Annotated in this window: 10 protein-coding genes and 1 tRNA gene; 8 read left to right on the top strand and 3 right to left on the bottom strand. The window is 73.1% G+C overall.

Annotation, left to right across the window (positions count from 1 at the left end):
• The 5 genes from RT054_RS13295 (at position 1) to RT054_RS13275 (ending at position 5394) form a co-directional block, all read left to right on the top strand.
• Entirely contained in the window at positions 1 to 546 is a 546-nt protein-coding gene (locus RT054_RS13295) for a nucleoside deaminase (RefSeq protein ID WP_313024395.1), read from the top strand.
• A gap of 83 nt (positions 547 to 629) precedes the next feature.
• Positions 630 to 716: transfer RNA gene (locus tag RT054_RS13290), tRNA-Ser, on the top strand.
• A gap of 402 nt (positions 717 to 1118) precedes the next feature.
• Positions 1119 to 2495 (top strand): MFS transporter, encoded by a 1377-nt coding sequence (locus RT054_RS13285; protein WP_313024392.1) that lies wholly within the window; start codon positions 1119 to 1121, stop codon positions 2493 to 2495.
• Positions 2496 to 2550: 55 nt separating this feature from the next.
• Positions 2551 to 3510: an MBL fold metallo-hydrolase gene (locus tag RT054_RS13280; protein ID WP_313024389.1), complete on the top strand. Its 960-nt coding sequence runs from the start codon at positions 2551 to 2553 to the stop codon at positions 3508 to 3510.
• A gap of 132 nt (positions 3511 to 3642) precedes the next feature.
• The gene (locus RT054_RS13275) at positions 3643 to 5394 is read left to right on the top strand and encodes an FAD-dependent monooxygenase (protein ID WP_313024386.1); all 1752 of its coding nucleotides are present in this window, start codon (positions 3643 to 3645) and stop codon (positions 5392 to 5394) included.
• 9 nt (positions 5395 to 5403) lie between these two features.
• On the opposite strand, the gene RT054_RS13270 is transcribed toward RT054_RS13275, so the two are convergent.
• The gene (locus RT054_RS13270) at positions 5404 to 6483 is read right to left on the bottom strand and encodes an exonuclease domain-containing protein (protein WP_313024383.1); all 1080 of its coding nucleotides are present in this window, start codon (positions 6481 to 6483) and stop codon (positions 5404 to 5406) included.
• 764 nt (positions 6484 to 7247) lie between these two features.
• Between RT054_RS13270 and ddaH the strand changes: the two genes are divergently transcribed.
• The gene (gene ddaH / locus RT054_RS13265) at positions 7248 to 8018 is read left to right on the top strand and encodes a dimethylargininase (RefSeq protein ID WP_312717851.1); all 771 of its coding nucleotides are present in this window, start codon (positions 7248 to 7250) and stop codon (positions 8016 to 8018) included.
• Positions 8019 to 9692 carry a glycosyltransferase gene (locus tag RT054_RS13260; RefSeq protein WP_313024378.1) on the top strand — a complete coding sequence of 558 codons (1674 nt, stop codon included), beginning with the start codon at positions 8019 to 8021 and terminating at the stop codon, positions 9690 to 9692.
• 245 nt (positions 9693 to 9937) lie between these two features.
• On the opposite strand, the gene RT054_RS13255 is transcribed toward RT054_RS13260, so the two are convergent.
• Both RT054_RS13255 and RT054_RS13250 read right to left on the bottom strand, forming a co-directional pair.
• The gene (locus RT054_RS13255; protein WP_313024375.1) at positions 9938 to 10885 is read right to left on the bottom strand and encodes an ABC transporter permease; all 948 of its coding nucleotides are present in this window, start codon (positions 10883 to 10885) and stop codon (positions 9938 to 9940) included.
• Positions 10882 to 11820 (bottom strand): ABC transporter ATP-binding protein, encoded by a 939-nt coding sequence (locus tag RT054_RS13250; RefSeq protein ID WP_313024371.1) that lies wholly within the window; start codon positions 11818 to 11820, stop codon positions 10882 to 10884. Before RT054_RS13250 ends, RT054_RS13255 begins: the two co-directional genes overlap by 4 nt.
• Before the next feature lie 64 nt (positions 11821 to 11884).
• Here RT054_RS13250 and RT054_RS13245 point away from each other — a divergent pair, with 64 nt between their 5' ends.
• Positions 11885 to 13192, top strand: coding sequence for a glycosyltransferase (locus RT054_RS13245; protein ID WP_313024367.1), 1308 nt, complete (start codon positions 11885 to 11887; stop codon positions 13190 to 13192).
• Positions 13193 to 13259: the final 67 nt, after the last annotated feature.

Here is a 13259-nt window from a genome sequence, read left to right as displayed (position 1 = left end):
GTGGATCTCGACTCGGGCACCTTGCCTCGCCTGCCGGCTGCGGCGGAGTTCACGCCATGGCTCGCGGCGGCCCGAGCGCTCGCGCAGGACTGCCTCACCCACGGGGACGTCCCGGTGGGCGCGATCGTCCTCGATGCGACCGGGGCCGTCGTGGGCCGAGGCCGCAACGTCCGGGAGGAGCGCGGCGACCCGACCGGTCACGCCGAGATCGTCGCGATGCGTCAGGCGGCGTCGGCGCGTGGCTCGTGGCGTCTCGACGGGTGCACGCTCGTCGTCACCCTCGAACCGTGCGTGATGTGCGCGGGCGCGCTCGTCCAGGCGCGTGTGGATCGAGTGGTGTTCGGCGCCTGGGACGACCGGGCCGGCGCCTGTGGATCGGTGTGGGATCTCGTGCGCGATCCTCGCGCCCTCCACCACGTCGAGGTCGTCGGCGGGCTCGACGAGGACGCCTGCGCGGCCCCGCTCGCCGAGTTCTTCGCCGCCCGCCGCGCCTCGAAGACCGTGCAGGAGGGATCGCCGACCCGAGGACACGGAGCAGACGCCTGACTCCGCAGTGACGTCTCGGCACCCCCGGCCCTGTGCCCCTGCGGATTTCACGGGCCCGTTCACGCTCTTGTAGGGTGACCCACGGTGGCGTGTCCGAGCGGCCAAAGGAGCACGCCTCGAAAGCGTGTGTGGGGGCAACTCCACCGTGGGTTCGAATCCCACCGCCACCGCCGCGAGCGCCGGGTCATCCGGAGCACCGAGAGCCCTCGACCGCCACGGTCGGGGGCTCTCCTCATGCGCATCCCGCCGGGGTAAGGATGCCTTCGAGGATGCGGTGGGGTGGTCGTGATGGCAGCCACGTGCCTTCATCCTTGCCTGCGGCCTCGGCTGCATCCTCGGGGGCTCGCCATGGATCGTGCCTCGTGCCTCGCGTCGCCCCCGCGACGAGCGGTATCGCACGACCGTTGACCGCGGAGAAACGGCCCCTCGTCGCGCGTTCGTCGCGCTGTGCTCCCGGTCACAACGAGGGGGGCCCTACGGTGTCGCAGTGACCGACCGACCGGTCGGTTATTCCCCCGCACACTGGGAGAACGCCGGGATTGGACGACGTCGTGCGCCGGGAAAGGACGACGATGTCATCGACCCCTCATCCCTCGACCCCCTCCGCCGGGCCGGTCGAGCCGGACATCTACCACGACGCCGACGCCCCCACGACGTCCCCGTCGGAGTACCGCCGGGTCGCGATGGCCACGATGATCGGCACGACGATCGAGTGGTACGACTTCTTCATCTACGCCAACGTCGCGGCGCTGCTGTTCGGAAAGCTGTTCTTCTCGGGCCTCGGGGAGTGGCGGGACCTCGCGGCGTTCGCCACGCTCGGCGTCGCGTTCTTCTTCCGTCCCGCCGGCGCACTGACGATGGGGTGGGTGGGTGACAGGTTCGGACGCCGCGTCGTGCTCGTCCTCACCCTCGGCCTCATGGGCGTCGCGACGACGCTCGTCGGCCTCCTGCCCACCGCGGACCAGATCGGCATCGCCGCCCCCATCCTCCTCATCGTCCTGCGCTGCCTCCAGGGCTTCTCGGCCGGCGGCGAGTGGGGTGGCGCGGCGATGCTCGCCGTCGAGCACGCCCCTCACGGGCAGCGCGGCAAGTTCGGGGCCTACCCGCAGATCGGCGTGCCGCTCGGCATGCTCCTCGCGACGACGTTCCTCACCGTCCTCACGATGGCGCTCGGCAAGGAGCAGTTCGACGCGTGGGGATGGCGCATCCCGTTCCTCTTCTCCGTCGTCCTCATCGTCATCGGTTGGTGGATCCGCCGCCGGGTCGCCGAGTCGCCGGTGTTCGAGGAACTCAAGGAGATCAAGGACGTCGCGACCGTCAAGCAGGGCGATCTGCTCCACCACAACTTCAAGGACATCGTCATCGCCGCGGCGTCGTTCATGGCCAACAACGCCTTCGGCTACATGCTCGTCGGTGGGTTCATCCTCGGCTACGCGAGCAAGAACGGGCTGCCCCGCTCCGAGGTCCTCATGTGGGCGCTCGTGTCGGCCGCGCTGTGGGCCGTGACGACGATGGCGTGCGCGATGCTCTCGGACCGCATCGGCCGCACCCTCACCTACAAGATCGGGTACGTCCTCATGCTCGTCGGCATGTTCCCGACGTTCTGGCTCGTCCACGCCGGCGTCGAGCGCGGCGAGGTCCTCCTCGTCGGCCTCGCGCTGCTGTGGATCGCGATCCCCGAGGGCTTCACCTACGGCCCGCAGTCGGCGATGTTCGCCGAGATGTTCCCCGCGCGCATCCGACTCTCGGCCGTCTCCCTGTCCTACGCGATCGGTGCGGTGTTCGGAGGCGCGTTCGCCCCGATGATCGCCGAGTACATCACCATCCAGTTGGGTGGCGTCGTCAACGTCGCCTGGTACCTCAGCGCCGTGACGGTCATCTCGCTCGTGTCGATCTTCTTCATCAAGGACCGCACGAACAAGCCGTTGCACACGATGTCCGGCCACTGACCGGCGCCGACCTCGGCACGACCGTCCGTCCCCTCGATCACCGAACGGAGCCACCATGGCCAAGCCCTTCGCCTCCTCCGCCGACCTCGGCGAGAAGACCCGCACCCTCGAGGTCCTCGCCTACGGCGTGTACGCCCTCACCGCCGAGGGAGATCCCAACATCGGCGCGATCGAGGGGGAGGACTTCCTCGTGTGCTTCGAGGCGCTCGCCACCCCGGCGGCGGCGAAGGGATGGCTCGACGAACTCCGGACGCACACCGCCAAGCCGGTGAAGTACCTCGTGTTGTCGCACTACCACGCGGTGCGGGTGCTCGGCGCCGCGGCGTACGACGCGGAGATCATCGTCGCGCACGAGAACACGAGGAGGCTCATCGACGAACGCGGGCAGGAGGACTGGGACAGCGAGTACGGCCGGATGCCGCGCCTGTTCGCCCACCCCGAGACCATCCCCGGGCTCACCCACCCGACCGAGACGTTCTCCGACACCTACCGCATCGCGCTCGGCGGCGACCGAGGCGATCTCGTCCTCGCGTACTGCGGCCGCGGGCACACGGCGGGCGACATCGTCGCGTGGGTCGAGAAGCCGCGGATCCTCTTCGCGGGTGACCTCGTCGAGGCCGAGGCGGCGCTGTACACCGGGGATGCGTTCCATCACGACTGGTCCGGCGCCACGCTCGACGCCGTCAAGGCGTTCGAGGCCGAGGCCCTCATCGGGGGTCGCGGTGGCGTGACGCACGGCCGGGAGCAGGTCGACGCGGCCATCGAGCAGACCCGCGACTTCATCGCGATCATGCTCCGCGAGGTCGGCGCCGTCCACGAGCGCGGCGGCACCCTCAAGGAGGCGTTCGAGGCCACCCACGCCGCGCTCGCGCCCACCTACGGGCACTGGCCGATCTTCGAGCACTGCCTCCCGTTCGACGTCCAGAGGGTGTGGGACGAGTACGAGGGCATCGACTGGCCCCGCATCTGGACCGCCGAGCGCGACCGCGAGGTCTGGGACCAGCTGCAGGACTGACCTCCGACCCGGCGCTCGCCGCCACCTCCTCCCCACCGCTCCGCGGCCTCCCGCCCCGCGGCCTCCTGCCCCGCGGCCTCCTGTCCCTCCCCATCGCCCCGCTCCCCCCACCCCGCTTCGAGAGGAACGGCTATGCGCGACGACGACGTCGACATCGCTTCGCACGACACCCCTGGTGCGCGGTCGGGTGGTGAGGACGCGCGGCATGGGCGCGACGGTGGTGGCCGCGGGCACGGCGACGGCGGCCACGGCGCCGGCGACGCGGGCGGCGTCCGCGAGCCGGTCGTCGTCATCGGTGGTGGGCCGGTCGGGCAGACGGCGGCCCTGCTGCTCGCCCGCTGGGGGGTGCCGGTGCTCCTCCTCGACGCGCGACCCGCGCGCGACGCCGTCGGCTCGAAGGCCCTGTGCCAGCAGCGCGACGTCCTCGACATCTGGTCGGCGGTCGGGGCGGGGGATCGGATCGCGGAGGAGGGTCTCACGTGGGTCCGCGCCCGCACGCTCTACCGCGACCGGGAGCTGTTCTGCCAGGGGTTCGTCGACAACGGCGCGTCTCCGTTCCCGCCCTTCGTCAACATCTCCCAGACGCGCACCGAGGAGATCCTCGACGAGTGCCTCGCCCGGCAACCCCTCGTCGAGGTGCGGTGGGGGCATCGGGTCGTCGCGTTCGACGAGCGCGACGGCGGGGTGACGCTGCGCTGCGCCGTCGACACCCTCCTCGACCACGGTGGCGACGACACGTTCGTCGACGTCCGTGGACGCTACGTGCTCATGTGCAGCGGCGCCCGAAGCGACCTGCTCCGCAGCGCCCTCGGCGTGAGCTTCGAGGGGCACACGTTCGCCGACCAGTTCCTCATCTGCGACATCCGTACCGACCTGCCGGGGTGGGAGTCGGAGCGGCGGTTCTACTTCGACCCCGAGTGGAACCCCGGCCGCCAGGTCCTCATCCACCCGTGCCCCGACTCGACGTTCCGCATCGACTGGCAGGTGCCGCCGGAGTACGACCTCGCCGACGAGGAGGCCTCCGGTGCGCTCGACCGGCGCATCCGTCAGGTCATCGGCGACCGCGACTACGAGATCGTGTGGAAGAGCCAGTACCGGTTCCACTCCCGTCAGGTCGACCGGATGCGGGTGGGGCGGGTGCTCGTGGCCGGCGACGCGGCCCACCTCGTCTCGCCGTTCGGGGCGCGTGGACTCAACTCCGGGGTACCTGACGCCGAGAACGCCGCGTGGAAGCTCGCCTTCGTGTGGCACGCCTGGGCGACGGACGCCCTCCTCGACAGCTACCACGACGAACGGCACGCCGCCGCGGCCGAGAACCTCGCGGTGACGACCGCGACGATGTGCTTCCTCGTCCCGCAGACCGAGGAGGAGTGGCGCACCCGGCGCGAGATCCTCGAAACGGCCGACACCGACGAGTCCGCCCGCGCACGGGTCGACTCCGGCCGGCTCGCCGAGCCGTTCTGGTACGTCGACTCCCCGCTCACGACGCCGTCCCCGGAGAGGTCGTTCGGCGGGCGTCCGCCCAAGGGCCACGCGCCCGCGCCGGTGCCGGGCGTCCTCGTCCCCGACGTGCCCGTCTCCGATCCCGACCGCCCCGGGGTCACCCGCTCCCGCGACCTCGCCCGCCGCGGCATCACCCTGCTCGTCGGCCCCGAGTCGGGCACGTTCGACACCGTCGCCGGCAGCGTGGCGGCGCCGGTCGAGGTCGTCGGCCTCGGGACGTCGGGGTACGCCGAGCTCGCCGAGGCCCTCTCGGCCCGCGCCGACGAGGTCTGGGTGCTGCGGCCCGACGGTCACATCGCGGCGGTGCTCCGCACACCGGGGGTGTCGGAGGTCGTCGGGGCCGTGGAGCGTCTGCTCGGAGCCGTGCCCGCGCGGGTGTGAGCGCCGCCCTCAGACCGGGCCGATCGCCTGTACCGGGCCGCTCTCGCGCCGGGGGCAGGACGAGGTGTAGTGGCCGACCCCGAGGCAGTGTCCGCAGCGCGGCAGCTGCGGGGGTGGTGCGGGAGGAAGTGGTTTGCGGACCGGGCGCGAGAACGACCCGGATCCCGGTTCGGGCGCAGGCTCGGGTTCCGGCGGGATGAGGTCGTCGAAGTACCCGGGGATGCCGACGGAGGCCGCGCACGCGCGCAGATGCCGTAGCTCGCGGGCTCGGATCCTGCCGTGCTCGAACGCTGCTCGGCGCATCGACTCGAGCAGCCGCTCCTGCACCTGGCGCAGCTCGGCCGCGCCGTACCCCGCCGCGACCATGAGGCGGGTGAGGCCGCGGACCTCCTCGGGGACGAGCTGCCCGCGCAGGAGCACCGTCACGAGGACGTCGACGTACCGCGCCACCCGCGCGTCGTTGAGCTCGCGGGCGAGACCGGAGGTGCGGGCGAAGAGGTCGGCGAGCCAAGGATCGGGCGCGTCGCCACCGGCCACCGGCGCCCGGCCGGTCGGCAGGACCATCGCCGACGGATCTCCGACCGCGGCACAGGGATAGGTGAGCGTCGCGCCGTGGCGGGCGAGAATCCTCGGCAGGAGCGCCGCGACGGCATGCGCGTCGTCGACCGCGCTGCGCCCGACGACGACGTCGCTCCCCACGTGTCGGGCGAGCGTGGAGAGACGGTGATTGCGGGTCGGGAACGTCGCCCGGCCGAGCTCGTGCGTGCAGAGCGCCGGCAGGCTCGGCGCCAGGATGCCCGCCTCCATGAGGTGGGCGTCGAGGAAGGACTCGAGCACCTCGGCGTCGTGGGCGACGACGACCCGCCCCTCGAGCAGCCGGAGCAGGTGTGGCGCGACGCGGGCGAACGACGGTGCCTCGGGCAGTCGTCCGGCCAGGTGGGCGAGGTGCGGTGGAATCGCCGCGGCGCCCGGGGAGAGCAGCGCCTCGGAACGCCCCTCGATCCTCCCCTCGGCGTCCACGTGCAGCACCCCGAGCGCCACCAGCCGGTCACGGACGGGGGTGAACCCGGTCGTCGTGTACCCGGCCACGGCATACGGGCCGGGATGGGGTGTGCCGTCGGGAATGTCCGTGCCGCCGAGTCCGAAGAGACGCGTGCGGGAGCGCCGGGGGACACCCGAGCCGGCGCCACCGGGTGTGCGGTGGGCGCCGGGGGCGGTGGGCGTGGGGGCCGTCGAACGGTGCGGCGTCGTCCGGTCCGAGGGCGAGGGGCCGTCTGGCGTCCCGGACGCCGCGGCGCCCGGAGTGCCGCCCGAACTCGGAGTAGTGCTGCCCGAACTCGGAGTGACGAGGGGAGACGTCGAGGGTGCACCGTGGTCCGCACGCGGACCCGGACCCTGGCGCAGAGCTGGGCCGGGGCCCAGAGCCGGGCTGGAGCGGAGAGCCGGACCAGGGCGTCGGGGCCTGGGCTCCGGGGGTCGGGCCTCGTCCTCGTCCGGGCCGGCGCCGAACATCTGGAACAGGACGACCAGGACGACGACGAGCACCAGGATGCTCACGAGTTGCGTCATCCCGCCCCCACCCCGCATCCCCCTTCGTCCCCCGCGATGTCCCACCACGCCGACCCTCGAACCGGAGCCCGGCGCTGAGACCGGAGCGCACAACCTCCGGTGTCGACACCGGCCTCCGGTTCGAGGGTCGTGAAGAAGGCTCTGTATCCCTCGCCCCATCGGGTTCGTCGGTGTCGACCTGAGCCAGGTGGCGCCCGCTGGTCGAGGCGGGTCCTGCGTGGCGAGGGCGCGAGGGGTCTCGAAAGACCCTGCACACCGTCGAGCATCGGTGGCAGGCTGGGCGCATGAACCGCCGCGTCGCGCTCGTCCGCCGCCCCAGCAGCCGTCTCGCCGAGGGTCTCGTCACCCACATCGAGAGGTCTCCCGTCGACGTGGATCTCGCGGTGCGGCAGTGGGAGGGTTACGTCGCGGCACTGGAGGACGCCGGGTGGGACGTCGTCGAGGTGCCGCCCGCCGAGGAGCACCCCGACTCGGTCTTCATCGAGGACCCGGTGTTCGTGTACGGCGACCTCGCGATCCTCATGCGGTCGGGGGCGCCGGAGCGCCGTGGCGAGACGCGGGGTCTTCGCGAGGTGCTCGAGGAACACGGCTACCGGGTCGCCGAGATCACCGAGCCCGCGACCATCGACGGCGGCGACGTGCTCAAGTTCGACGGCAAGGTGTGGGTCGGGCAGGGCGGCCGCACGAACGAGGAGGGGCTGTCCCAGCTCAGGGACCTGCTCGATCCGCTCGGGGTCGAGGTCGTCGGGGTGCCGCTCGAGTCGGTGTTGCACCTCAAGTCCGCCGTCACGGCGCTGCCGGACGGCACGGTCATCGGCTACCCGCCGCTCGTCGACGCCCCGCTGACCTGGGGTGAGGAGTTCCTCCCCGTCCCCGAGGAGCCAGGCTCCCACGTGGTCCTCCTCGGTGAGGACCGAGTGCTCATGTCGGCGTCGGCGCCGGAGTCGGCCCAGCTGTTCCGCGAGCGGGGTCTGCACGTGGTCACGGTCGACATCTCCGAGTTCGAGAAGCTCGAGGGCTGTGTCACCTGCCTCTCGGTGCGGCTGCGCGGCTGAGTGGCGGTCGTCCTCCTCGCCCTCGGGTCGCGAGGCGATCTGACCCCGATGCTCGCCCTCGCCGACGCGCTGCGGGCACGGGGGGAGGTCGTGCGCGTGGTCGCCCTGCGCGAGTACGCCGAGCTGGTCCGTGCGGCCGGGTTCGAAGGCGTCCCCATCGAGGCCGATCTCGCCGACGTCGTGTGGCATCCCCACCCCTGGGTACGCCGGGCACTCCTCGCCCAGCCGGGACTGATGCTCGCGCAGATGACGGCACGGCTGCGACGCGCGGCGTCCCTCCTCGTCGAGGCCGTCGCACGGGCGAGCGCCCCGGGGGACGTCGTCGTCGCGGGTCTGGCGACCGCGCAGGTCGCCACCGCCCTGTCGGATCGTCGGGCCGTCCTCGCCCTGTTCGCGCCGGTGCTGCCGAGCAGTCGGCCGGCCTCGACGGTCCTCACACCGGGTGTCCCCGGCCCGGCGACGACGTTCACCTCGACGTGGGGGTGGATGCTGTCGACCGCGATGTCGAGTCGCGCCGGGCGACTCGCAGGTCACCGGTTCGGCGGCGGACCACCAGGACGCCACGAGGGGCCAGGAGTGGCCGGGAGGTCCGCGATCTCGGGCGTTCTCGATGAGATCGGAGGGGGCCTTGCGATGCCCGCGGCAGCCGTGGCGGCCGGGCGCCTGCCGATCCTCCTCGCCGTCGACCCCGCCCTCACACCCCCCGCCCCCGACTGGCCCTCCGGCGTCCGGCAGACGGGGTTCTGGACCTCGCCGACGCCGAGACCCACCCACGTCGTGGGTGAGCGCAGCCGGCCCCCGGTCAGCACCGCGTGCCGCAACCCGCACGGCGATCCCGGGGGCACTCCGCGGGTGGACAGGCCCCTCGTCGGCGACGGTTCACCGGCACAGACCCCATGCGGGGAGCCTCCGTCCGCCGCGATGGACGGTCGGGTGGCGACGGACGAATGGTCCGCGGACGAGCCGTGCTTCATGACGGGACGGTCACGCGAGGCCCGTGAGTCGGGGCCCGCGGTCGACGAGCGTTCGATCGGCGGAGCGGTGGTCCGGCACGACCCGTTCCCGGGGACCGATCGGCTCGCAGCCTTCCTCGCCGCCGGTCCCGCACCCGTGTACGTGGGGTTCGGCTCGTGCCCGGCGGCCGATCCTGCGAAGGACCAGCGGATGTTCGTGGACGCCGCCCGACGCGCCGGGGTGCGGGTCGTCCTGCAGCCCCCTCCCGGCGCGGCCCCTTCGGACGCGGACGATGTGCTCGTGCTCGGGGAGTATCCGCACGCCTGGCTCTTCCCGCGGATGGCAGCGGTCGTGCACCATGGCGGCGCGGGCACGACGTCGGCGGCGATTCGGGCCGGGGTCCCGAGCGCCGTCGTTCCCCACCTCGGTGACCAGGCCTATTGGGGGCGGCGGGTCGCCGACCTCGGCCTGGGGCCCCGTCCCGTGCCGAGGGCCCTCCTCACGACGACGCGACTGACCCGGCTGATCCGCGACGTGACCGGCCCTGGAGCCCCCGCCATGCGCCGAGCCGCCCGTGCACTCGGCCCACGCCTGCGCTCCGACGGTGCCGACCACGCCGCCGACCTGATCCTCGGCCTCGCCGCCTCGGGACCCGAACGGCCCCACCTCACCGGGGCCGCCCCCCTCACCCACATGGGTCGGGTCGACACGTCGGCGTAGGGTCTCCCGCCTCGCCGGCACCCGTGTCCCCGGGCGGCACGTGGGTCGAGTCCGCGACGCCGCCGGTGAGGGGCCCGGCGTCGAGGGGGCTCTCGAGGCGGACGTGCCTCGCGTGCACGGTCCCTCGGAGTGGTCGGACCTGCGCGTGTATGTGCGACGGGTCCCGGCGCCGCCGCCGACGTCGCGACCCGAGGCGTCGGCGCACGAGGCGTCGCGGGACGCCGGCCCCGGGGCGGCCCGGCGCGTCAGCGGAAGCGCCGACCCTCGTCGCGGCGGTTGGCCCAGACGGCGAGGCCGAGGAGCGCGACCGTCCAGCCCAGGAGCACCGGCAGCGACGACGAGGGGATCGGGGCATCCAACAGCACCCCGACGGCCAGGTCCCGGGCGGCACGCACGGGGGTGGCGAGGGAGAACACGTCCGCCCAGTCGGGGAACATCTCGGGCGGGAACATGAGCCCCCCGACGAACGCCAACGGGAAGGTCACGAGCTGCGCGAGAGCCAGGGCGGAGCGCGGTGTCGTCGTATACGCGATCGCGACGGCCATCGACAGGAACGGCAGTCCCGCGGCGAGGACGATGGCCGCAGCCGCCGGCGCGCGCCACCATTCGAGCGCTCCGGAGGTGAACGCGTCGGGGGCCGCCGTGGCGAACAGCGCCACGAGGAGCAGTGGGACGAGGCTCGCCGACACCGCGACGAGGCCGACGACGAACCGAGCCGCGGTCGTGGCGAGCGCACCGGCGGGCAGGGTCCGCAGGTAGGTCGTCCATGGGTCTGCGCGGTCCTGAGCTGCGGAGATGCCGTATCCGAACACGAGGGCCGTCAAGACACCGAACAGCGAGAGCTGCGTCGTCGCCACGAGGGACTGCACCGGATCGGAGATGATGGCCCGCTGCGGCAGCACGAAGAACGCGAACGCCAACGTCGGGTACATCGTGTTCGTGACCAGTGCCAACGGGCTGCGCACCACCTCCAGGCCCTGCGCCCTCGCATGGGCGAGGACGAGACGCCACGTGGCCCTCGGGCTCACGGTGGACTGCCCCTGGCGGTGGGACCGGGGGTGCGACGTCGTCCAGCCCGACGTCGTCGACACCCCGTCGTCGCGATCGATCGCGCGGTGCGCCACGGGCTCCCCGGCCCCCGCCTCGGGGTCGAGGCGCTCGGCGGCGGCTCCGTCGGTGTCGGCGCGCGTCATCGGAGCCCTCCCGTGAGGTGGCGGACGGCGTCTTCGAGCGAGGCGGGGCGCACGTCGAGGTCGGTGAACGGCATCCCGGCGGACACGAGCGCACGGACGGTGGCGTCGCCGTTCCGTGTGCGGATCTCCCGCAGCTGCCCGTCACCGGCGATCGCGAACCCGTCGCGCCCGGCGTCGGCGACCTCGAGCACCCCTGGCAGATCGAGGAGCACGGCGTCGGGGAGCGCGGTGCGCAGCCGGACGCGCGCGACGCGTGCCAGGCCCCGGATCTCGGCGATCGGCCCGTCGGCCACCACCTTCCCCGCGACGAGGACGGCGAGGCGCTGCGTGAGACTCTCGACGTCGGGGAGGTAATGGCTGGTGACGAGAAGGGTGCCGCCGTCGGCGTGGTAGTCCGACAGCTCGCGCCAGAGCACGTCGCGGGCGTCGAGATCGAGGCCCGTCGTGGGCTCGTCGAGCACCGCGAGGCGCGGCCGACCGACGAGCGCGAGCGCGACCAGCAGCCGCCTCTGCTGCCCTCCCGACAGCCCACCGCACTGCGCACCCGCGACCTTCGTGAGGCCGAACCGCTCGAGCAGTTCGCCGGCCGGCACGGGGTCGGGGTAGTGGCCGGCGACCAGGGTGACGACCTCCCGCACCCGCAACGCCTGGGGCAGCGAGGTGGACTGCGGCGTCACCCCGAGGCCGACACGCGTGGTGGGATCGCGCGGAGACCGCCCGAAGAGCCGGACGGTGCCGGCGTCGGGTCGCCGGAGTCCCGTCGCCAGGGACAGCAGCGTCGTCTTCCCCGCCCCGTTCGGACCGAGCAGCCCGATCGCCTCGCCGGCCCGCACCTGCAGGTCGACGCCGTCGAGCGCGACGTGCGCCCCGAAGCGGCGTCGCACCCCGGTGAGGTCGAGGACGACGTCCCGGTGTGCGGCCGGGGAAGGGGTCATCGGGGTCCGTTTCGTCGGGGATGCCGGTCCCGCCAGGCTACGGGGCCCGGCAGCCGATAGCGTGGTGGACGCGGCGCAGGCCGCAGGAACGGGGGAGGGCATGGACGGGCAGGTCACCGTGCTCGTGGCGAGCGTCGAGATCCCCGCGCACACCCTCAACGCGACACCGTTCGTCGCGCGTCTCGTCGAGAACGGGCACCGTGTCCTCTGGTACTGCGATCCCGCCTTCCACGCGCGCGCGAGACGCCATGGCGCCCAGCCCATCTCTCCGAGCCGACCGGCGCCGTCGGCCGTGCGGTTCGACGGTCTGGCCGACATCCGGTCCGCGTTCGAGACCGCGTTCGTGGGGGAGGCCGCCCGGCGGTGCGGTGACCTGCGCGCCGTCATCGAGGCCGAGGGCGTCGACGTCCTGCTCACCGATTCCCTGGCGTTCGGTGCCGGGATGGCCGCCGAGGCCTGCGGGATTCCGTGGGTGAGCTTCGGCGACGGCCCGCTGCACTACGCCGAGCGTGACACCCCGCCGTTCGGCTCCGGGCTGCCGTACGTCACGGGGTGGCCGTGGGATCTGCGCAATCTCGTCGTCACGGGCGCCACCCGCCTCGTGTTCGCGCGGGCCGCGCGACGGCTCTCCCGGGCCCGGCAGGGATGCGGCCTGCCACCGGGGCGTGGGTCGGTCCTCACCGCTAACCTGTCACCGATGCTCCACCTGCAGGGCGCGACATCGGGATTCGAGTACCCACGCAGGCACCTCCCCGCGCACGTGCGGTGGGTCGGGGCGCTGCGGCCCGTCGACGGGTCGTGGTCACCGCCGGCGGCGTGGCGGGATCGCCCCGAGCGCCCGGTGGTCCTCGTCAGCCAGGGAACGATCCGCGACGACGTCACCGAACTCCTCGCCCCCACCCTCGTGGGTCTCGCCGATCTCGATGTCACGGTGCTCGCGACCAGCGGGTCGGCCTCCGTCGAGGCCCTCGCCCGCGCGTGCGGCGGCTCGGTCCCCGACAACGCGGTCGTCGTCCCGTTCGCCCCCTACGACGCCGTCCTCGCGGAGGCCGACGTCTTCGTCACCAACGGCGGGTACACCGGGGTGACCCTCGCCCTCGCTCACGGGGTTCCGCTCGTCCATGCCGGCGTCACCGAGGAGAAGGCCGACATCGGTGCGCGCGTGCGGTACTCGGGGACCGGTGTCGTGCTCCGTACGACCCGCCCCACCCCTGCAGACGTGCGCGGCGCCGTGACCCGGGTGCTCGGCGACTCTCCGGAACGCGCTGCCGCACACCGCATCGCCGAGCAGATGCGCGCCCACGACGCCGGCCGCGACGGCGCCGCCCTCATCGCCCATCTCGGCCTCACCCGGACCATCCCTGCGCTCTGATCCCCGTCCGTCGGCGGGTGATATGGCGCGTGGCTGCCTGCGATGTGGCAATACCGGCGGAGTCGAC

It is taken from the genome of Mobilicoccus sp., from assembly GCF_032060985.1.
GTDB lineage: Bacteria > Actinomycetota > Actinomycetes > Actinomycetales > Dermatophilaceae > Mobilicoccus.
Note: the sequence above shows the minus strand (reverse complement) of the source record. Positions and strands in the feature narration are given on the sequence as shown.

Coding starts and splice junctions, on each gene's coding strand:
- RT054_RS13285 (WP_313024392.1), top strand. CDS start 1,119: ATGTCATCGACCCCTCATCCCTCGACCCCCTCCGCCGGGCCGGTCGAG.
- RT054_RS13280 (WP_313024389.1), top strand. CDS start 2,551: ATGGCCAAGCCCTTCGCCTCCTCCGCCGACCTCGGCGAGAAGACCCGC.
- RT054_RS13275 (WP_313024386.1), top strand. CDS start 3,643: ATGCGCGACGACGACGTCGACATCGCTTCGCACGACACCCCTGGTGCG.
- ddaH (WP_312717851.1), top strand. CDS start 7,248: ATGAACCGCCGCGTCGCGCTCGTCCGCCGCCCCAGCAGCCGTCTCGCC.
- RT054_RS13255 (WP_313024375.1), bottom strand. CDS start 10,885: ATGACGCGCGCCGACACCGACGGAGCCGCCGCCGAGCGCCTCGACCCC.
- RT054_RS13250 (WP_313024371.1), bottom strand. CDS start 11,820: ATGACCCCTTCCCCGGCCGCACACCGGGACGTCGTCCTCGACCTCACC.